This is a genomic window from Micromonospora sp. CPCC 205739 (assembly GCF_036906795.1).
Lineage (GTDB): Bacteria > Actinomycetota > Actinomycetes > Mycobacteriales > Micromonosporaceae > Micromonospora.
Genome location: NZ_JBAKHS010000032.1, coordinates 1 through 19,201, shown reverse-complemented (window position 1 = coordinate 19,201; position 19,201 = coordinate 1). Strand labels below are relative to the sequence as shown.

Here is a 19,201-nt window from a genome sequence, read left to right as displayed (position 1 = left end):
AGCCGTCCAAACCGGATGGTGATCATGTTTCGTGCGCCCGTCGAACCCACAGCGACCCTTCCGCCGACGATCGCCGCCCGACCGCCCGGCCTGACGAGCCCACCCGTGCGCCGTCCGCCCGCCGAGCGGGTCAGCTCGCCGGGACGTCCGCCACCAGGCCGGTCAGGTCGGCGCGGGTCCACCGCCCGGTGACCCCCGGGCGGTCGGCCAGGTAGTCGACCGTGCGCGCGACCGACCAGCCGTGCGCCTCCCGCACCCCGCCCGCGATCATCCGCAGGTAGACCGGCGCCGGCGGAGTCCACTTGACCTCGGCGGCCCGCCACGGCGCGGTGAAGGTCAGCATCGGCACCCCGTCGCGCACGCCGACCCGCAACAGCGTCTCGTACCGGCCGGGGCCGAGGGTGGCCCGCCCGGTGTCGGCGGCCACGGCGATCAGGTCGAGGTCGGCGCCGGGCGGGCGGTGCATCTCCTGGGCGGCGATGTCGGCGAACTGCCCGGCGGTGAGCAGGTAGCCGCGCGCCGCCGCCGTACCGGGCAGTTCGGGGTCGTAGAACGCCATCCCGCCCGTCCAGGTCCGGGACTCCCCGGCGAAGTAGACGCCGCCGGGGACCAGCACCGCGGCCGTCCGGCGCGGTGGCCGGCAGTCCCGACACCCGGGGTACGACCGCAGCCCGCCCGGTGGCCGGCCACCGGCGAGGTACCAGCCGAGCCGTGCGGCGTGCATGTTCGACCCGTACGCGACGTACCAGAGCAGGTCCACCCGGTGAGGTCAGTAGCCGCAGGTCTGCCCGGCGGCGTGGCTGACCTGCACGGTATGCGTGACGCAGCCGCCGTCGCCGATCGCGTGCAGCAGGAAGGCGGTCGGCTCGTCGACCCAGCCGATCTCGTCGTCGGCGCTCATGGTCAGCGACGCCTGCCGCCAGGTGCTCGGCGCGACGGTCAGCACGGTGCCGGCGTACGCCGTGGTCACCGGGCGGTGCAGGTGGCCGGCGGCGACGCGTACCACGTGGGGGTGCCGGCGGACGACCTCGGCGAGCGCCTCACCGTCGGCGAGCCGGATGGCGTCGGCGGCCGGGACGCCGACGGCGACCGGCGGGTGGTGCACGCAGATCACGGCGGGCACCTCCGGGCGGCCGGCCAGCACCCCGTCGAGCCAGCCGAGCTGGTCCTCGCCGAGCCGGCCACCGCCCTCGCCGGGGGTCAGCGAGTCGAGCACCACGACGGTCACCTCCGGGTGGTCGACGTGGTAGTACGCGGAGAAGCCGCCACCGAGGCAGGGCGTGCCGCCGAAGGCGTCCAGCAGCGACTCCCGGTCGTCGTGGTTGCCGGCGACCAGGTGCACCGGCAGCGGGTACGGCCCGATCACCTCGCGCAGCGCCGCGTACTCGTCGGGGCGGCCCTGGGCGACCAGGTCGCCGGTGATCACCACGCAGTCCGGGCGGGGGCGCAGCGCCAGCACCCGGCCGAGCGCGCGGTGCAGGCCGGCGGCGGGCACGGCGCCGAGCACTCCGGTGGTGACGTGCGGGTCACTCAGCTGGGCGATGAGCATGGCTCCTCCACTGCGACCGGGACCTTCACGCTAACCCGGGCCCGCTCCCGGCGGGGGCGGTCGCGCAGCCCACAGGCCCTGTCCACAGCCTGTGGATGGCACATGTGTACGAACGGCGGATGATCTTCCGCGTGGGCGGACCGCCGCGGGCTGAGTACGCTTGATCGCAGCCCCGGCACCGGCCGGGCCCTCCCCCACCTGGAAGAACGTGGATCACGAGCGAGTCGTCCGCGACGTCACGGTCCGCCTGCCGATGGCGTCCAGCGCCGTCGAGGCGTGCCAGTGGACCGTCACCGCGCTCGCCCGGTACGCCCCGGCGACGATCTCCGTGCTGCTCCAGGTCCACGACCGGCTGCGCTGCGTCGCCGCCACCGGATCCTGGCAGGTCTTCTCCACCGTCCCGCCGAAGTCCGGCATCGTCGGCCGGGTCTACGCCTCCGGCGAGGGGGCCACGGTGCCCGACGTCGCCGCCGACCCGGACTACCTCCCGCTGCGCCCGGACGTCACCGCCGAGATCTGCGTACCGGTGCTCGACCCGGCCGGCCGCCCGATCGGGGTGCTCGACCTGCAGTGGAGCGGCCCGGCCGAGCTGGGGCGGTGGCGGGAGACCGCGGAACGGCTGGCCGGTCGGCTCGGCGCCCGGATCATGGCGCTCGGCGGACCGCCGGCCGAGAGCCGCAGCGAGAAGCTGCTGCGGCACGCCACCGCCTTCACCTCCGCCCCCACCGACTGGGACCTGATGGCCGCGGCGCTCACCGCGGCCCGGGACGTCTCCACCCTCTCCGCCGCCGTGCTGGTGCTCACCGGCCGACGCGGCTCCCGGCTCGGCGCCCCGACCGGCGAGCCGGGCGAGCTGGAGTCCCGCGTCCGGGCCGAGCTGACCGAGGCCGGCCCGGGGCCACTCGCCCGGCTGGTGGCCCGCGCCCACCGGCACGGCACCGCGTACACGCTGGGCGAGGCGGGCCACCCACCGACCGACGAGTACGCACCGCTGGCCCGGGCCGGGGTACGCACGCTGGTGTCCGTGCCGGTCGGCCGGCCCGACGCCGGCGCGGTGCTGCTGGTCGCCGACGAGCGGCTGCTGCGGCCGGACCCGACCACGGTCAACCTGATCGAGTTGCTGGCCGGGCAGGCCTGGGGGGCGCTGGAACGGCTCCGTACGCTGGTCCGGCTCCGCGAGCAGGCCAGCTCCGACCCGCTCACCGGGCTGCGGCACACCGGGCCGTTCGGGCAACGGATCAGGGCGGCCACGCCGGGGCGTACGGCCCTGCTGGCCATCGACGTGGACGGGTTCAAGACGGTCAACGACACGTACGGCCACCAGGCCGGTGACCGGCTGCTGGTCGGGTTGGCCCGGGCCCTGGAGGGGGCGCTGCGCCAGGGCGACGAGCTGTACCGGATCGGCGGCGACGAGTTCGTGGCGGTGATCGAGGTGAGCCGCCCCGACGAGGCGGTCCGGATCGCCGAGCGGCTGACCGAGGCGGCCCGGCGTACCGGCCGCACCATCAGCGTCGGCGTGGCCCTTCCCCAGCCCGGCGAGTCCCCGGAGATCACCCTCCGCCGCGCCGACCAGGCCCTCTACGCCGTCAAGCGCCACGGCCGCGACGGCGTCCGCCTCGCTGCCGCCTGACCCCGCCCCCTCCCCGCACTTTCAGAGAAGAGGCCCTATCCAGCGGCTGGATAGGGCCCCTTTCTCTGAAAACGGCCCCCGGTGGAGGTTAGGGGCGGGTCAGTTCCTTGGCGAGGAGTTCGGCGATCTGGGCGGTGTTCAGGGCCGCGCCCTTGCGGAGGTTGTCGCCGGTGACGAAGAGGTCCAGGGCGCGCGGGTCGTCCAGGGCGCGCCGGATCCGGCCGACCCAGGACGGGTCGGTGCCGACCGCGTCGATCGGCATCGGGAACTCGCCGGCGGCGGGATCGTCGACCAGGATCACGCCGGGGGCGTTGCGCAGCGCCTCCCGGGCGCCCTCGGCATCGACCTCGGTGGCGAAGACCGCGTGGATCGCCACCGAGTGGCCGGTCACCACCGGCACCCGTACGCAGGTCGCGGAGACCTTGAGGTCGGGCAGGCCGAGGATCTTGCGTGACTCGTTGCGGACCTTCATCTCCTCGGACGACCACCCGAGGTCGGCGAACGACCCGGCCCACGGCACCACGTTCAGCGCCAGCGGCGCGGGGAACGGACCGAGCTCGTCGCCGACCGCCTGGCGCACGTCGCCGGGGCGGGAGCCCAGCACCCGGTCGCCGGCGATCTTGCCGAGCTGCAGGTGCAGCGCGTCCACGCCGGCCTGCCCCGCCCCCGACACCGCCTGGTACGAGGCGAGCACCAGCTCGCGCAGCCCGTACTCGCGGTGCAGCGGAGCGATCGCCACGATCATGGCGAGGGTGGTGCAGTTGGCGTTGGCGATGATCCCCTTGGGCCGGTTGCGTACCTGCTCGGGGTTGATCTCCGGGACCACCAGCGGCACGTCGCGGTCCATCCGGAAGGCGCCCGAGTTGTCGACCACGACCGCCCCGCGCCGCACCGCGACCGGCGCCCACTCGGCGGAGACCTCGTCCGGCACGTCGAACATGGCCACGTCGACGCCGTCGAACGCCTCCGGGGTGAGCGCCCCGACGGTCAACTCCTCGCCCCGGCAGCGCAGCGTGCGCCCGACCGAGCGTTCCGAGGCGAGCAGCCGGATCTCACCCCAGACGTTGCGCCGGGAGGAGAGCAGATCGCACATCACCGTTCCGACGGCGCCGGTCGCCCCGACGACGGCGAGCGTGGGCTGCGCCGACACGGGCGCTACCGTCCCGTCCCCGCGTAGACCACGGCCTCGGAGTCGCCGCCCAGCTCGAACTGGTCGTGGATGGCCCGGACCGCCTTGTCGAGGTCGGTGTCCCGGCACACCACGGAGACCCGGATCTCCGAGGTGGAGATCATCTCGATGTTGACCCCGGCGGCGCCGAGCGCGGCGAAGAAGCCGGCGGCGACACCGGGATGCGACCGCATGCCGGCGCCGATCAGCGACACCTTGCCGACGTGGTCGTCGTAGAGCAGGCCGCGGAACTTGACCGCTTCCTGGATCTTGCTGAGCGCGGCCATGGCGGTGGGACCGTCGGTCTTGGGCAGCGTGAACGAGATGTCCGTGCGGCCGGTGCCCTCGGTGGAGACGTTCTGCACGATCATGTCGATGTTGATCTCGGCGCCGGCCACGGTGTCGAAGATCTTCGCGGCGGCACCGGGCTCGTCGGGCACGCCGACGATGGTGATCTTGGCTTCACTGCGGTCGTGGGCGACCCCGGTGATCAGTGCCTGTTCCACGGGAAGGTCCTCCATCGATCCGGTGACCATGGTGCCGGTGTTGGTCGAGTATGACGAACGGACGTGGATCGGCAACCCCGCGCGCCGCGCGTACTCCACGCTGCGCAGGTGCAGCACCTTGGCGCCGCAGGCGGCCAGCTCCAGCATCTCCTCGTAGGTGATCTGCTTGATGTGCCGGGCGTTCGGCACGATGCGCGGGTCGGCGCTGAAGATGCCGTCCACATCGGTGTAGATCTCGCAGACGTCGGCGCGCAGCGCGGCGGCGAGCGCCACGGCGGTGGTGTCCGAGCCGCCCCGGCCCAGCGTGGTGACGTCCTTGGTGTCCTGCGAGACGCCCTGGAAACCGGCGACGATCACCACCGCGCCCTCGTCGAGCGCGCCCTTGAGCCGGCCCGGGGTGACGTCGATGATCCGCGCCCGCCCGTGCACCGAGGTGGTGATGACACCGGCCTGCGAGCCGGTGAAGGAGCGCGCCTCGTACCCCAGGTTGTGGATGGCCATGGCGAGCAGCGCCATGGAGATCCGCTCCCCGGCGGTGAGCAGCATGTCGAGCTCGCGGCCCGGCGGCAGCGGGCTGACCTGGTTGGCCAGGTCGAGCAGCTCGTCGGTGGTGTCGCCCATCGCGGAGACCACCACCACGACGTCGTCGCCGGCCTTGCGGGCGGCGACGATCCGCTCCGCGACCCGCTTGATGCGCTCGGCGTTGGCGACGGAGGATCCGCCGTACTTCTGCACCACGAGTGCCACGACGGTGCACTCCCTCCCAGCGACGACCCTGAGCGTGCCGACGCCGCCGGGTCGAATGGTCCGGCGGCGCGTGTCAGACCTGTCCAGGGTATCGGGCGGTACGCGAGGACGGGTCGGGTGATCCCACCATCCGGCGGAAACGGCAGGTCGACGGCCTGCCCACGGCGGTCGCGCCGGCCCCCGCCGACACGCCGGTCGACCCTCGGCCGCACGGGTCCGTGAGCGGCGGGCGCGCGGCGCAGAATGACCGGGTGCATGCCCATCCACGCGTGGCGCGCCGGTCGATCGGTGCCCTGGCCCTGCTCCTGCCGGTGCTCCTCGCCGCCTGCACCGCCGACCGGCCGACCCCGGCACCCACCGCCGGCTCGGCCGGCCCGGGTCCGGCCGAGGTGGACGCCGCCCGGGACGGGCTGGCCGCGCTGGCGGCGGCGGCGCGGGACCGCCACCTCACCGCCCGCTACACGCTCACCGGCACCGACGGAGCGACCCGGGACGTCACGGTGATCAGCGCAGCGGACGGGACCTGGCGGGTCGACGTACCGGCGGGCGCGCTCGGCGGTACGGCCGACGTGTCGCTGGCCACCACCGCGGACGGGCTCTTCCAGTGCGGCCTCCCGTCGGCCGGCCGCCCCGAGGCCGCGAGCTGTGTCCGTATCGGCGACCGGGGCGACTCCGTGCCGCGCTCGCTGGACCCCCGGGTGCAGCACCCGTTCACCGACTGGCTGGAGGTGCTCACCGACCGGCGTACCCCGCTCGCGGTCTCCCCCGCCGGGGCGCCCCCGGGCGTGGCCGGCACCTGCTACGCGGTGGAGACCACCTCCGCCTCGCTCAACCCGCCGCTGGACGTCGGGATCTACTGCTACGAGCCGGACGGGACGCCCACCTACGTCCGCGCCGCCCTCGGCACGCTCACCCTGGCCGGGCCGCCCGGGCCGGCACCGGCCACCGTCCCGCTGGCCGGGCCGGTGGTGAACGCCGAGCCACTGGGCCTGGACGCCCCCACGCCGACCGACGCCCCGAGCGCGGGAACGTCCTGACCCGGTGCGGCGTTACGGGTGTGCTTGACCACATTTGCCCCACCCGCCCGGCTGGACGAATCGCCCATACGGGACGCTCTTCGCATGGTCGACCTCACCCCGCTGCTCGCCTTCCGCTGGAGCCCCCGCGCCTTCGACCCGGCTGCCGAGCTGACCGGGGACGAGGCGTCCTCGCTGCTGGAGGCCGCCCGCTGGGCCCCGTCGGCGGGCAACGCCCAGCCCTGGCGCTTCGCCCTCGGCCACCGGGACGACGAGAGCTGGAAGCGAATCCTGGTCAGCCTTCCCGAACGCGACCAGCGCTGGGCGCGGCACGCCGCCGCCCTGGTGGTGGGCGCGCACGCCGGCACCGACCCGGAGCGGGCCGCGTACGACCTGGGACAGGCGATGGCCCACCTCACCGTGCAGGCCACCGCGCTCGGCCTGCACGTGCACCAGCTCACCCGCTTCGACCGCGCCGCGCTCTGCGCCGACCTGGACCTGCCGCCCGCCGTACGCCCGCTGGTGGTGGCGGCCGTCGGCCGGCTCGGTGACCCGTTCGACCTGCCCGAGGAACTGCGGCGACGCGAGACCGCGCTGCGCCACCGGCAGCCGGTGCACGCCTTGCTGCTGCGCTGACCCGCCGCGGCCGCCGTGACTCCGATCCCAGAGTCCGGACCTGCCTTCCCACCCCCCGTCTCACCACGTAGGGTGACCTTGTCATGTGGCAGGCGTACCTCCTCCTTGGTCGCCGCGACGAGGCCTGACCGGCCGGCACCTCGTCGCGGAGTCGAACCGCGCCGTCCAGCAGATCCGAACTTCCCCTCGGCACCGCCCGGGCACCGTCGCCCGGCACTCGCCGACACCTTCCGATTGCTGACGCCCGACATGACCCACGGGAGCACTCCGCCATGGCTCAACCCGCCACTGACGCCGAAACCGATCCGATCGCCCGGCAGCGCCCCAGCCGGATGCCGTTCCGCCGTTACCAGCCGTACCAGCAGCAATTCCGGATCGACCTGCCGGACCGCGCCTGGCCGACCCGGCACGTCGAGGTCGCGCCCCGCTGGTGCGCGGTCGACCTGCGCGACGGCAACCAGGCCCTGATCGACCCGATGTCCCCGGAGCGCAAGCGCCGGATGTTCCAGCTGCTGGTGCAGATGGGCTACAAGGAGATCGAGGTCGGCTTCCCCTCGGCCAGCCAGACCGACTTCGACTTCGTCCGGCAGCTGATCGAGCAGGACCTGATCCCGGAGGACGTCACCATCCAGGTGCTCACCCAGTGCCGGGAGCACCTGATCGACCGGACGTTCGAGTCGCTGCGCGGTGCCCGGCGGGCGATCGTGCACTTCTACAACTCCACCTCGACGCTGCAGCGCCGGGTGGTCTTCGGGCTGGACCGCGACGGCATCACCGACATCGCCACCCAGGGTGCGCGGCTCTGCCAGAAGTACGCCGAGATCCACACCCCGGACACCGACATCCACTACGAGTACTCGCCGGAGTCGTACACGGGCACCGAGCTGGAGTACGCGCTGGAGGTCTGCGCCAAGGTCATCGAGGTGGTCGACCCGACCCCCGACCGCAAGCTGATCGTCAACCTGCCGGCCACCGTCGAGATGGCCATGCCGAACGTGTACGCCGACTCGATCGAGTGGATGCACCGGCACCTGCCCCGGCGGGACAGCCTGGTGCTGAGCCTGCACCCGCACAACGACCGGGGCACCGGGGTGGCCGCCGCCGAGCTGGGCCTGCTGGCCGGCGCGGACCGGATCGAGGGCTGCCTCTTCGGCAACGGCGAGCGCACCGGCAACGTGGACCTGGTGACGCTGGGGCTGAACCTGTTCTCCCAGGGCATCGACCCGATGATCGACTTCTCGAACATCGACGAGGTCAAGCGGGCCGTCGAGTACTGCAACCAGCTGCCGGTGCACGAGCGCCACCCGTACGCGGGCGACCTGGTCTACACCGCGTTCTCCGGCTCCCACCAGGACGCGATCAAGAAGGGCTTCGACGCCCTGGCCGCGGACGCGGCGGCGGCCGGGGTGCCGGTCGACCAGCAGCAGTGGGCGGTGCCGTACCTGCCGATCGACCCGAAGGACCTGGGCCGCACCTACGAGGCGGTCATCCGGGTCAACTCGCAGTCCGGCAAGGGCGGCGTCGCGTACATCATGAAGACCGAGCACCAGCTCGACCTGCCGCGCCGGCTCCAGATCGAGTTCTCCGGGGTGGTCCAGCAGGTCACCGACCACGACGGCGGCGAGGTCGACCCGGGCAGCATGTGGGAGATCTTCGCGCGGCACTACCTGCTCGACCACCAGAGCGACCCGGCCGTCACGCTGGCCGGCTACACGATCGGCACCGCCGAGGGCAAGGTCGAGATCGAGGCCGAGGTGGGCCTGGGCGGGGAGTGCCGCACGCTCGCCGCGGTCGGCAACGGCCCGATCGACGCGTACGTCAACGCGCTCCAGGCGGTCGGCGTGGCGGTACGCGTGCTCGACTACCACGAGCACGCGCTCTCCTCCGGCGGTGACGCGCAGGCCGCCGCGTACGTCGAGTGCGAGGTCGACGGTCGTACGGTGTGGGGCGTCGGGATGGACGCCAACATCGTCACCGCCTCGGTGAAGGCGGTCACCAGCGCGGTCAACCGCGCCCGCGGCTGAGACACGCGGCAGGGTCCGGCTCCGGCCGGGCCCTGCCGCGCAGCTCGGTCAGACCGGAACGACTCCGGTCGACCAGCCATAGCGAAACATCGTCACCGCTCCGGCGGGGTGGACGCGGGCGGCGACGGCGGGGCCGCCCGCGGTGGCCGGTGCACGAGCAGGCCGGCCGTGGCCGCTCCGGCCAGCATCAGCCCGGCACACCAGGCCATCGCCCCCCGGTACGCGGGGGTCAGCTCGGCCGCCTGCGCGTAGCCGGTGCCGGTGAGCCCGACCAGCAGCGGCAGCGCGGCCACCGCGAGCAGGCCGCCCACCCGGGACGCGGCGTTGTTGAAGCCGCTCGCCACCCCGGCGAACCGGTCGGAGACCGCGGCCAGCACCGAGGCGGTCAGCGGCGCCACCACCAGAGTCAGCCCCAACCCGAACAGGAGCACCCCGGGCAGCACGTCCACCCAGTACGAGGCACCCGGACCGACCTGGCGCAGCAGCAGCAGGCCCGCGGCGGCGACGACCGCGCCGACGGTCAGCGGCAGCCGGGGCCCGATCCGCGCCGACAGGGCACCCGCCCGGGCCGAGCCGACCAGCAGCACCAGGGTCATCGGGACGGTGGCCAGGCCGGTGCGCAGCGCCGACCAGCCGACCACGTTCTGCAGGTAGACGGCGAAGAAGAAGGTGGACCCGCCGAGCGCCGCGTAGACGATCACGGTGAACAGGTTGAGCACCGAGAAGAGCCGGCTGGTGAACAGCCCGGTGGGGAGCATCGCGGCGTCGCCCCGGCGCCGCTCCACCAGCACGAAGACCACCGCGCCCAGTACGCCGACCAGCGCGGCCACCAGCACCGGGAGCGAGCGGACGCCCCGCGCCGGGGCGTCGATCAGCGCGTACGTGACGCCGGCCAGGCCGAGGGCGCCGAGCAGCGCCCCCAGCACGTCGAAGTGTTTCCCCCCGCTGCGTGAGGCGTTCTCGTCGCGGCTCTCCGGGACCCAGCGCAGCGCCGCCAGGATCACCGCCACCGCCAGCGGCAGGTTGATGAAGAAGATCCACCGCCAGGAGAACACGTCGACCAGCCAGCCGCCGAGGAACGGGCCGAGCGCGGTGGACACCCCGGACAGCCCGGACCACGCGCCGATGGCCCGGCCCCGGTCGTCCGGGTGGAAGCTGGCCTGGAGCACGCTGAGCGAGCCCGGGGTGAGCAGCGCCCCGCCGGCCCCCTGGAGGATCCGGGCGGCGACCAGCCAGCCGGGGCCCTGGGCCAGGCCGCAGAAAACGGAGGCACCGGCGAAGCAGACCACCCCGAGCAGGAAGAGCCGGCGTCGGCCGAAGCGGTCCCCGAGCGCCCCGCCCAGCAGCACGAACGCGGCCAGCGTCAGCAGGTAGCCGTTGACCGTCCACTGCAGATCCGCGACGGTCGCGTCGAGTTCGGCGCCGAGCCGGGGCAGTGCGACGTTGACCGCCGTGCTGTCCAGGAAGACCATTCCGGACGCGAGGGTCGCCGCCAGCAGGGCACCCCGACCGGCGCCACTGCGCATCCGCAACGCGTGAGCGGGTGTGGGCATGGGTACCAATCTGCCCGCGCCGCGTGGGAGATTCCACGAAACGCCGAAACCCCGCCCGGGTACTGTGCGGGATCGCCGAGAGCCCGCAAGCTGGAGAGGTGTCGTCTGTGCGTACCAGATCAGGAGCCCGTGGGACGGCGGCCGTCGCGCTCGCCGCGGCGCTCGCCCTCGGCGTCGGCGGTTGCGATGTCTCGCTCGACGAGCCGGAGGCCCCGCCGAGCAGCGCCGGTAACGTCGGTGAGCAGCTCGCCGAGCTGACCGTCGCCAAGGCCGGCTCGATGCGCGGTTACAGCCGCGAGCGCTTCCCGCACTGGCGGGACACCGGCACCAACTGCGACGTCCGGGACAGCGTGCTCAAGCGCGACGGCGAGGACATCCGCCTCTCCGGCTGCAACGTGGTCGCCGGGCACTGGGAGAGCGTCTACGACGGGCGCACCTTCACCGATCCCTCCGACGTGGACGTCGACCACATGGTGCCGCTGGCCAACGCCTGGCGCTCGGGCGCGAACGAGTGGGACGACGCCAAGCGCGGCGAGTTCGCCAACGACCTGACCCGTCCGCAGCTCATCGCGGTTTCCGCGTCCTCGAACCGGGCAAAGGGTGACCAGGACCCGTCGCAGTGGAAACCGGCGAACCGGTCGTACTGGTGCAAGTACGCCGAGAGTTGGGTGACGGTCAAGCATCACTGGCGGCTGACGGTGACCAGCGCCGAGAAGGCCGCCCTCAGCGACATGTTGGAGGGTTGCACATGGGCGAACAAGCCGTGACCGGGGCGGGGGCGACCCCCGCGCCGGAGCAGGCGCCCGACGCCGGCGGGGAGAACGCGGCCGCCGCGACCGGCAGCGGCGAGGCCGGCACGACCGCCGCCACCGCCGGGATGACCGCCGACGGGCACCCGGCGGCGCCCGCCGCCGTGCCCGGGGCGGGCATGAGCGCCGACGCCGGTGATCGCGGATCACCCCGGGAGCTGACCGCGGACCTGATGGCCGGGCCCGGCGGGGTGATGACCGACGAGGTCGGCGTGGTCACCGGCGAACTGACGCTGAAGACCCGGTACGCCGACGGCCAGGTCACCCTCTCCGTGCAGTACAAGGACGCCGACGAGTGGTACGCGGTGACCGGCGGGAAGGCCGCGCTGGTCGACCCGGCCGGGCTGGACGCCGTGCACGCCGTCGCGGTCGCTCTGCTCCACCGCCCGGAGGGCTGAGACGGACCGAGGCCCCCGACCCTGCGGGGTCGGGGGCCTCGGCGCGTGCTCACGGAGTCGGGATCAGCTCACCGGTGTCGCCCGGCGCCCCACCGTCGTCCGGCCGGACCAGCTCCGGCTCGACCTCGTGCGGCCGGATCCGCCCGGCCGCGATCTCCTCGGCGTAGTGGCAGGCGACCCGGTGCCCGCCGACCACCTCACGCAGCGCCGGCCGCTCGTCGGCGCAGCGGGTCGGCTGCGCCCACGGGCACCGGGTGTGGAAACGGCACCCGGACGGCGGGTTGGTCGGCGAGGGCAGGTCGCCGGCGAGCAGGATCCGCTCGCGGCGGTCCTCCACCAGCGGGTCCGGCACCGGCACCGCCGACATCAGCGCCTTCGTGTACGGGTGCATCGGCTCCCGGTAGAGGTCGTCGCTGGACGCCTCCTCCACCAGGCCACCCAGGTACATCACGCCCACCGTGTCGGCGATGTGCCGGACCACCGCCAGGTCGTGCGCGATGATCAGGTACGTCAGACCGCGCTCGTTCTGCAGGTCCTCCAGCAGGTTGAGCACCTGCGCCTGGATAGACACGTCGAGCGCCGACACCGGCTCGTCGGCGACGATCAGCTCCGGGTTGAGCACCAGCGCCCGGGCGATGCCGATCCGCTGGCGCTGGCCGCCGGAGAACTCGTGCGGGTACTTGCTCAGCGCCGACGCGGGCAGGCCGACGGCCTCCAGGGTCTCCCGCAGCCGCCGGCTCGTCGCCGCCTTGTCGTCGGCGAGGCCGTGCGCCTTGAGCCCCTCGACCAGCAGGGACTCCACCGACTGCCGGGGGTCCAGGCTGGACAGCGGGTCCTGGAAGATCATCTGCATCCGGCGCCGGGCCAGGCGCATCTTCTCGCCCTTGAGCTGCCGGACGTCGGTGCCGTCGAAGACGATCTCGCCGTCGGTCGGCTCGACCAGCCGCAGCAGGCCCCGGCCGAGCGTCGACTTGCCGCAGCCCGACTCGCCGACCAGCCCGTACGTCTCACCCGCCTGGATGGAGAGCGAGACGCCGTCGACGGCGTAGACGTACCCGACGGTGCGGTCGAAGAGCAGGCCGCTCTTGATCGGGAAGTGGACCTTGAGGTCGCGCAGTTCGACCAGTGGTCCGGTCCGCTCGGTCACGGGACCGCCACCTCCTCGGAAACGGGGTTGTTGCAGCGAAGGTCGCCGCCGGTGGCGGTGGGCTCCAGCGGGGGCGGGCCCTCCAGGCAGGCGTCCACGACGTTGTCGCAGCGGGGCGCGAAGGCGCACCCCTCGGGCCACGGGATGTTGTCGGCCACCGAGCCGCGGATGGCGTGCAGCCGCTCGCCACGCGGCGAGTCGAGCCGGGGCACCGAGCTGAGCAGCCCATGGGTGTACGGGTGCCGGGCCCGGGCGAACAGCTCGTGCCGGGCGGCCCGCTCCACCACCCTGCCGCCGTAGAGCACGTTGACCGTGTCACAGAGGCCGGCCACCACGCCCAGGTCGTGCGTGATCATGATCAGCGCGGTGCCGGTCTCGTCGACCAGCTGCTTGAGCAGGGTGAGGATCTGCGCCTGGATGGTCACGTCCAGCGCGGTGGTCGGCTCGTCCGCGATCAGCAGCCGCGGCTTGCAGGCCAGCGCGATGGCGATCAGCGCGCGCTGCCGCATGCCGCCGGAGATCTGGTGCGGATACTCCTTGAGCCGCCGGTCCGGGTCGGGGATGCCGACCGCGTCGAGCAGCTCCTTGGCCTCCCGCAGCGCCTTCTTCCGGTCCATCCCCTGGTGCCGCTCCAGCACCTCGGCCACCTGCACGCCGATCGGGACCACCGGGTTCAGCGAGGAGAGCGGGTCCTGGAAGATCATGCCGATGTCCCGGCCGCGCCGGTCCCGCATGTCGTCCGCGCGGAGCTTGAGCAGGTCGGTGCCGTCGAAGAGCACCTCGCCGCTGACCTGATTGCCCCGCTTGGGCAGCAGGCCCATGATCGCCAGGCTGGTCACGCTCTTGCCGCAGCCGGACTCGCCGACCAGACCGACGGTCTGCCCCGGCTCCACGCTGAAGCTCACCTTGTCGACGGCGGTGAACGGCCGCTCGCCCCGCCGCTGGAACACCACGCTCAGGTCGCGTACGTCGAGCAGGCTCATCGGGTCACTTCCTCACTGCACTGGTCCTGTGCGCGCGACTGCGGAGCTCGCACGCTGACTCCTCGCGCTCGCCGGCGGTCTCCGCCGGCCGTGCTGGTCCGCCGCACCGCCGTCACCGCCGGTTCTTCGGGTCGATGGCCTCGCGCATCGCCTCACCGAGGAGGGTGAAGCCGAGCGCGACCACGATGATGGCGAGCGCCGGGAAGTAGGCCAGCTCGGGGCGGACGTCGAAGTAGCGCTGGCCGTCCACGCCGAGCATCAGGCCCCACTCGGCGCGGTTGATGTCCGGGTCGCCGAGGCCGAGGAAGGAGAGCGCGGCGGCGTCCAGGATCGCCACCGCGAAGGTGAGCGTGGCCTGCACGATCACCGCGGTCAGCGAGTTGGGCAGCATGTGCCGGAGCACGATGTTGCGTTCCTTGACGCCGAGCGCCCGGGCGGCGAGCACGTGGTCGCTCTCCCGCTGGGCGAGCATCGACCCGCGCAGCAGCCGGGCGAAGATCGGCACGTTGACGATGGCCACCGCGAAGATGACCGTCCACTGGCTGGACCGGCTGGCCATGGCGACCAGGGTGATCGCCAGCAGCAGGCTGGGCAGCGCCAGCATCACGTCGGTGAGCCGCATCAGGACGACGTCGACCCAGCCGCCGAAGGCACCCGCGATCGCGCCGAGCAGCACGCCGAGGCTGAGGCCGATCAGGGTGGCGAGGACACCGACGAAGAGGGTCTGCCGGCTGCCGTGGATCAGGCGGGACAGGAAGTCGCGGCCCAGCGGGTCGGATCCCAGCGGGTGCTCCGCGCTGGCGCCCGGGATGCTGTCGACGGTGAGGTTCCTGGTCAGCTCGTCGAAGCGCTGCACGGGGTCGTGCGGGGCGATCAGCGGGGCGAAGACCGCCACCAGGACGAACAGCCCGACGATGGCGGCGCCGATGATGGCCACCGGGTTGCGGCGGAGCCGGCGCAGCGCGTCGCGGAAGAGGCTGACGCCGCCCTTCTCGGCGCTGGCCCGGGCCAGCTCCTCCAGCCGCGCCTTCTTCCGGTCGCCGAGCAGGCCGATACTGCGTTCGCTCATGCCGTCGCCTCGCTTCGCTCGCCGGTGGGGTACCCGGCCGTGATCTGCTCGCTCATCGCACACGCACCCGGGGGTCGATGAAGGCGTAGGAGAGGTCGACCAGCAGGTTGACCATCACGAAGACCAGCGCGGCGAGCAGGATGATCGCCTGGAGCACCGGGTAGTCCCGGCCGCCGGTGATCGAGTCGGTGATCAGCGTGCCGAGCCCGCCCCAGTTGTAGACCTTCTCGGTGAGCACGGCGCCGGAGAGCAGCGCGCCGGTCTGCAGGCCGATGGTGGTGACCACCGGCAGCAGGGCGTTGCGCAGGATGTGCCGGCCCCGGATGGTGCGGTGCCGCAGGCCCTTGGCCTCGGCGGTGCGCACGTAGTCCTCGTTGAGCACGTCGAGCACGCTGGCCCGGGTGATCCGCACGATCACCGCGAGCGGGATGGTGGCCAGCGTGACCGCCGGCAGGATCAGGTGCCAGAGCGCGTCGGCGGTGGCGTCGAACTCCCGGGTGAGCAGGCTGTCGAGGACGAAGAAGCCGGTGACCTCGGTGTTGTCCAGCCCGGTGGTGACCCGCCCGGAGGGCGGGAACCAGTGGATGTTCTGGGTGAAGACGTCCTTGAGCAGGTAGCCCAGGAAGAAGATCGGGATCGAGATGCCGAGCAGGGTGCCGGCGATGGTCAGGTTGTCCGGCCAGCGACCGCGCCAGCGGGCGGCGAGGTAGCCGAGCGGGACACCCAGACCCACCGCGATGATCATCGCGGCGAGGGCCAGCTCGATGGTGGCGGGGAAGGCTCGTCCGATCACCTCCGTGACCGGATCACCGGACCGGATGGAGTTGCCGAAGTCCCCGGTGAGGACCCGCTGCATGAACTTGCCGTACTGCACCAGGATCGGCTGGTCGTAGCCGAGCGCCTTGATCAGCAGGGCGCGGCGTTCCGGGGTGGCCCGCTCGCCGAGCAGCGCCTCCACCGGGCCGCCGGGCAGGTTCCGCAGCCAGATGAAGATCAGCGCCGACAGCGCTATCAGGGTCACCACCAGCTGCAGCAGGCGGCGGACTATGACTCGCAACATCTCTCACACACCAGACTCTCGATGTTCGCGGAATCGGCCCGGGCCGGGGTGGAGCCCCCGACCCGGGCCGATTCGCGCCTACGGCGTCAGCCGACGTACGTCACTTGCTGACGCTGACCGTGTTGAACCGCTCGTCGGTCAGCGGGCTGGCAACCACGCCCTTGACGTCCTTGGTGACGACGATGGCCGGCGGGGCGTGCCAGACCGGCACGGCCGGCAGCCACTTGGCGGCGATGTCCCGGTTGACCTGCTCCCAGGCCGCCTTCTTGGCCGCCTCGTCGACGGTGGCGTCGGCCTTGGCGATGGCGTCGAACATCTCGGTCATCGCCTGGTCGCCGAACTCGACCTTGCCCCGGCCGAAGAACGTGCCGACGAAGTTGCCCGGGTCGTTGTAGTCACCGGTCCAGCCCAGGATGTGCAGGTCCTGCTTGCCGAACTGCTGCACGTCGTCCTTGAAGCCACCGTTCCACGGGCGCGGCACACCGTTGACCTTGATGCCCACGGCCTGCAGGTCGTTGGCGAGGACGGTGAAGATCTCCTGCGGGTTCGGCATGTACGGCCGCGAGACGTCCGGCGGGTAGTAGAAGTTGAGGGTCAGACCCTCGGCGCCGGCCTCCTTGAGCAGCTGCTTGGCCTTCTCCGGGTTGTACTCGTACTTCTGCACGTCCGGGGCGTAGCCGAGCACGGTGTCCGGCATGAACTCGTCGGCGACCTTGGTGCCACCCGGGCCCTTGGTCTGCACGAGCTGCTGACGGTTGAGGGCGTAGGCGATCGCCTGGCGCACCCGCAGGTCCTTCAGCTTCGGGTTCTTCTGGTTGATGCCCAGGTAGAGGATGTTGAACGCGGGCCGGTCGAGGACCTGGAAGCCCTCACCGGAGAGCGCCTTGCGGTCGGCCGGGGCCGGGAAGTCGATGCCCTGGACGGTGCCCGCGCGCAGCTCCTGCTTGCGGGTGTTCTCGTCCTTGATGATCTTGATGATCAGCTTGTCGACCTTGGCCTTCTCCCCGAAGTAGTCCGGGTTCCGGTTCAGGGTGATCTCGTTCTTGGCCTTGTCCCAGCCACCGAAGGTGAACGGACCGGTGCCGACCGGGGTGCTGGTCGCGAACGAGCTGTACTCGAAGGAGTCGCCGTTCTGCTTGACCGTGTCGGCGTCGCCCTTCTTCAGGGCGTCCGGGCTGGCGATCGAGAGCGCGGTCAGCGCGAAGGCGCCGGGGAACGCGCCCTTGTACTGGTTCAGCGTGATGACGGCGGTGCCGTCGTCCTTCGCCTCGCACTTGTTGTAGACCGGCTTGCCGGCGTCGGGGTTCTCGTTCTTCGCGAAGCCGCCGAAGACGTCCATGTAGTAGATCATCTGCGACTGGGCGGCGGCGCCCTTCATGTTGTACCAGCGGTCGAAGTTGAAGCAGACCGCCGTGGCGTTGAAGGGGGTGCCGTCGTGGAACTTCACGCCCTGGCGCAGCTTGAAGGTCCAGACCTTGCCGTCGGGGTCGTGCTCCCAGCTCTCGGCCAGGCCGCCCTGCAGCTCCGCCGTGCCCGGCTTGTGCTGGATGAGGGTGTCGTACATCTGCCGGATCGGCCGGAACGACTCACCGTCATCGTTGAAGATCGGGTCGAAGTTCTTGGGGTCACCGGCACCCGCGAAGATGAAGGTGCCGCCCGTCTTGGCCTCGCCGCTGTCGTCGCTGCGGTCGCTCTCCGCACAGCCGGCCGCGCCGACCGCCAGGGCTGCAACGGCCGCGAGGGTCACAGCCGTTCTAAGCCTTCTCGCCTGCATCTCTCACCTCTGTCATCCGCGTGACCACGCCGGTTCATGGCTCGGTCCGTGAGCGGGAGGCTATGACAGGAGACACAGAAGCGGAACGCCCGTTAGGCAATCGCTATCAAGCCGACACCAAGTGACCGGGTCTGACACCCTCGGATCGGCCGACAAACGGGACTGTCACACCGGGCACCCCGTCCCGGACCGTTCCCACCCCACCGGCCAGGACCCCCCCAAAACCCGGCAAAACCTCCCCCGGGCCACCGCCCGTCCCCGCCGGCTCCTCTTCGGGTACGCGGACACCCGTCCCCGCCTGCCGCCAAGCGGACCGACCGATGCCCGCTGCGCGCGACGCCCGCCCGGCCAAGTCGTTCCCGGCGACGGGCCCCGATGGCGGGGTGTCCGAGTTCGGCCGGTCGTCCGCTCGGCGCGATGTCCGGTTCATGCCCGGATCGGGTCTGCGGTCCCGTGGTCGGCAGCACCCTGGTGGCGGAATGGTGGCCGGCCCGGGGTCGTTACATTCACTGGACGATCGCAGCAGCAACCTCGGCTGCGTGGCCCGATGACGTGGCCGGCCCGGGATGGCGAGCCCCGGAATGATGGCGGGCGGCGGGTCGTTACATCACCTGGACGATCGCAGCTATCCCGCTGGCCTGGCCCGATGACGTGGCCGGGGTGCGAGGCCCCGGAATGATGGCGGGCAGCCGGTCGTTACACATGGTCCCGGCGCCGCGAGCCTCCCGCTCGCGATGACCTGCCGGACGAAGACTTTCCCCTTGGAACTTTGTGAGCGCCTGATCGTGGTGCTTGCACCCGCTCGACCCCCATCGAGCCTGGGTGCCAACCCCCTGAAGGAGCTTCCCCCATGAACACGACCATTCTGCGTAAGAGCGTTCTCGGTATTGCTGGTCTGGCTTTCGCCGGTGGTGTCTTCGCCGGCCCGGTCACCGAGGCTCACGCCGCGCCGGTCGAGGCCAAGGCGGTGGCGGTGGTGCAGGCCGACAAGGCGGACAAGAGCAAGCTGATTCCGCACGGTGTGCAGGGCAAGCAGTCGCGCATCGACCTGAACGACGAGCAGGTCAAGAACGTGAAGGCGATCATCGCGGCGACGAAGAAGTCCGACATGGACGAGCGCGCCGCCGTGGTC

16 protein-coding genes and 1 pseudogene are annotated in these 19,201 nt (G+C 72.2%); 7 read left to right on the top strand and 10 right to left on the bottom strand.

Going from position 1 to position 19,201, the window contains the following annotated elements; genetic code table 11:
• Positions 1-130: 130 nt before the first annotated feature.
• Together V6U88_RS28345 and V6U88_RS28340 are read right to left on the bottom strand one after the other, a co-directional pair.
• The gene (locus V6U88_RS28345) at positions 131-760 is read right to left on the bottom strand and encodes a histone deacetylase (protein WP_334457649.1); all 630 of its coding nucleotides are present in this window, start codon (positions 758-760) and stop codon (positions 131-133) included.
• Between the two features lie 9 nt (positions 761-769).
• Positions 770-1,549, bottom strand: coding sequence for a phosphodiesterase (locus V6U88_RS28340; RefSeq protein ID WP_334457648.1), 780 nt, complete (start codon positions 1,547-1,549; stop codon positions 770-772).
• A 253-nt stretch (positions 1,550-1,802) separates the two neighbouring features.
• Between V6U88_RS28340 and V6U88_RS28335 the strand changes: the two genes are divergently transcribed.
• Complete coding sequence (locus V6U88_RS28335; protein ID WP_442934718.1) at positions 1,803-3,179, top strand: diguanylate cyclase; 1,377 nt, start codon at positions 1,803-1,805, stop codon at positions 3,177-3,179.
• 88 nt (positions 3,180-3,267) lie between these two features.
• On the opposite strand, the gene V6U88_RS28330 is transcribed toward V6U88_RS28335, so the two are convergent.
• Both V6U88_RS28330 and V6U88_RS28325 read right to left on the bottom strand, forming a co-directional pair.
• Positions 3,268-4,329, bottom strand: coding sequence for an aspartate-semialdehyde dehydrogenase (locus V6U88_RS28330; protein WP_334457645.1), 1,062 nt, complete (start codon positions 4,327-4,329; stop codon positions 3,268-3,270).
• A gap of 5 nt (positions 4,330-4,334) precedes the next feature.
• The gene (locus V6U88_RS28325; protein WP_179802241.1) at positions 4,335-5,600 is read right to left on the bottom strand and encodes an aspartate kinase; all 1,266 of its coding nucleotides are present in this window, start codon (positions 5,598-5,600) and stop codon (positions 4,335-4,337) included.
• Between the two features lie 251 nt (positions 5,601-5,851).
• On the opposite strand from V6U88_RS28325, the gene V6U88_RS28320 reads away from it, so the two are divergent.
• The 3 genes from V6U88_RS28320 to leuA all read left to right on the top strand — a co-directional run bounded on the left by V6U88_RS28320 (position 5,852) and on the right by leuA (position 9,276).
• Entirely contained in the window at positions 5,852-6,637 is a 786-nt protein-coding gene (locus V6U88_RS28320) for a hypothetical protein (protein ID WP_334457642.1), read from the top strand.
• Between the two features lie 84 nt (positions 6,638-6,721).
• Positions 6,722-7,252: a nitroreductase family protein gene (locus V6U88_RS28315; RefSeq protein ID WP_442934716.1), complete on the top strand. Its 531-nt coding sequence runs from the start codon at positions 6,722-6,724 to the stop codon at positions 7,250-7,252.
• A 272-nt stretch (positions 7,253-7,524) separates the two neighbouring features.
• Positions 7,525-9,276, top strand: coding sequence for a 2-isopropylmalate synthase (gene leuA, locus V6U88_RS28310; RefSeq protein ID WP_334457640.1), 1,752 nt, complete (start codon positions 7,525-7,527; stop codon positions 9,274-9,276).
• 92 nt (positions 9,277-9,368) lie between these two features.
• Here the strand turns inward: leuA and V6U88_RS28305 are convergent, their stop codons facing one another.
• Positions 9,369-10,829: an MFS transporter gene (locus V6U88_RS28305; protein WP_334457638.1), complete on the bottom strand. Its 1,461-nt coding sequence runs from the start codon at positions 10,827-10,829 to the stop codon at positions 9,369-9,371.
• Positions 10,830-10,936: 107 nt separating this feature from the next.
• Between V6U88_RS28305 and V6U88_RS28300 the strand changes: the two genes are divergently transcribed.
• Both V6U88_RS28300 and V6U88_RS28295 read left to right on the top strand, forming a co-directional pair.
• On the top strand, positions 10,937-11,596 hold the full coding sequence (locus V6U88_RS28300) for an HNH endonuclease family protein (protein ID WP_334457636.1): 660 nt from the start codon (positions 10,937-10,939) through the stop codon (positions 11,594-11,596).
• On the top strand, positions 11,578-12,036 hold the full coding sequence (locus V6U88_RS28295) for a hypothetical protein (RefSeq protein WP_334457634.1): 459 nt from the start codon (positions 11,578-11,580) through the stop codon (positions 12,034-12,036). Before V6U88_RS28300 ends, V6U88_RS28295 begins: the two co-directional genes overlap by 19 nt.
• A 49-nt stretch (positions 12,037-12,085) precedes the next feature.
• Here V6U88_RS28295 and V6U88_RS28290 read toward each other — a convergent pair whose 3' ends face one another.
• The 5 genes from V6U88_RS28290 to V6U88_RS28270 form a co-directional block, all read right to left on the bottom strand.
• Positions 12,086-13,183, bottom strand: a complete 1,098-nt coding sequence (locus tag V6U88_RS28290) for an ABC transporter ATP-binding protein (protein ID WP_334457631.1) — start codon at positions 13,181-13,183, stop codon at positions 12,086-12,088.
• Positions 13,180-14,166 (bottom strand): ABC transporter ATP-binding protein, encoded by a 987-nt coding sequence (locus V6U88_RS28285; protein ID WP_334457629.1) that lies wholly within the window; start codon positions 14,164-14,166, stop codon positions 13,180-13,182. Before V6U88_RS28285 ends, V6U88_RS28290 begins: the two co-directional genes overlap by 4 nt.
• 112 nt (positions 14,167-14,278) lie before the next feature.
• On the bottom strand, positions 14,279-15,178 hold the full coding sequence (locus V6U88_RS28280) for an ABC transporter permease (protein ID WP_442934717.1): 900 nt from the start codon (positions 15,176-15,178) through the stop codon (positions 14,279-14,281).
• A gap of 109 nt (positions 15,179-15,287) precedes the next feature.
• A complete protein-coding gene (locus tag V6U88_RS28275; RefSeq protein WP_334457625.1) occupies positions 15,288-16,295 on the bottom strand; it encodes an ABC transporter permease in 1,008 nt (335 codons plus the stop codon).
• Between the two features lie 100 nt (positions 16,296-16,395).
• Positions 16,396-18,069 (bottom strand): ABC transporter substrate-binding protein, encoded by a 1,674-nt coding sequence (locus tag V6U88_RS28270; protein WP_334457623.1) that lies wholly within the window; start codon positions 18,067-18,069, stop codon positions 16,396-16,398.
• A gap of 850 nt (positions 18,070-18,919) precedes the next feature.
• Here V6U88_RS28270 and V6U88_RS28265 point away from each other — a divergent pair.
• Positions 18,920-19,201: pseudogene (locus tag V6U88_RS28265) on the top strand (hypothetical protein); the annotation flags it as partial.

What these genes read in the sequence shown, in the direction of transcription:
- V6U88_RS28270 (WP_334457623.1), bottom strand. Translation starts at nt 18,069, where the DNA reads ATGCAGGCGAGAAGGCTTAGAACGGCTGTGACCCTCGCGGCCGTTGCA.
- V6U88_RS28295 (WP_334457634.1), top strand. Translation starts at nt 11,578, where the DNA reads ATGGGCGAACAAGCCGTGACCGGGGCGGGGGCGACCCCCGCGCCGGAG.
- V6U88_RS28340 (WP_334457648.1), bottom strand. Translation starts at nt 1,549, where the DNA reads ATGCTCATCGCCCAGCTGAGTGACCCGCACGTCACCACCGGAGTGCTC.
- V6U88_RS28315 (WP_442934716.1), top strand. Translation starts at nt 6,722, where the DNA reads ATGGTCGACCTCACCCCGCTGCTCGCCTTCCGCTGGAGCCCCCGCGCC.
- V6U88_RS28285 (WP_334457629.1), bottom strand. Translation starts at nt 14,166, where the DNA reads ATGAGCCTGCTCGACGTACGCGACCTGAGCGTGGTGTTCCAGCGGCGG.
- V6U88_RS28335 (WP_442934718.1), top strand. Translation starts at nt 1,803, where the DNA reads ATGGCGTCCAGCGCCGTCGAGGCGTGCCAGTGGACCGTCACCGCGCTC.
- V6U88_RS28305 (WP_334457638.1), bottom strand. Translation starts at nt 10,829, where the DNA reads ATGCCCACACCCGCTCACGCGTTGCGGATGCGCAGTGGCGCCGGTCGG.
- leuA (WP_334457640.1), top strand. Translation starts at nt 7,525, where the DNA reads ATGGCTCAACCCGCCACTGACGCCGAAACCGATCCGATCGCCCGGCAG.
- V6U88_RS28275 (WP_334457625.1), bottom strand. Translation starts at nt 16,295, where the DNA reads ATGTTGCGAGTCATAGTCCGCCGCCTGCTGCAGCTGGTGGTGACCCTG.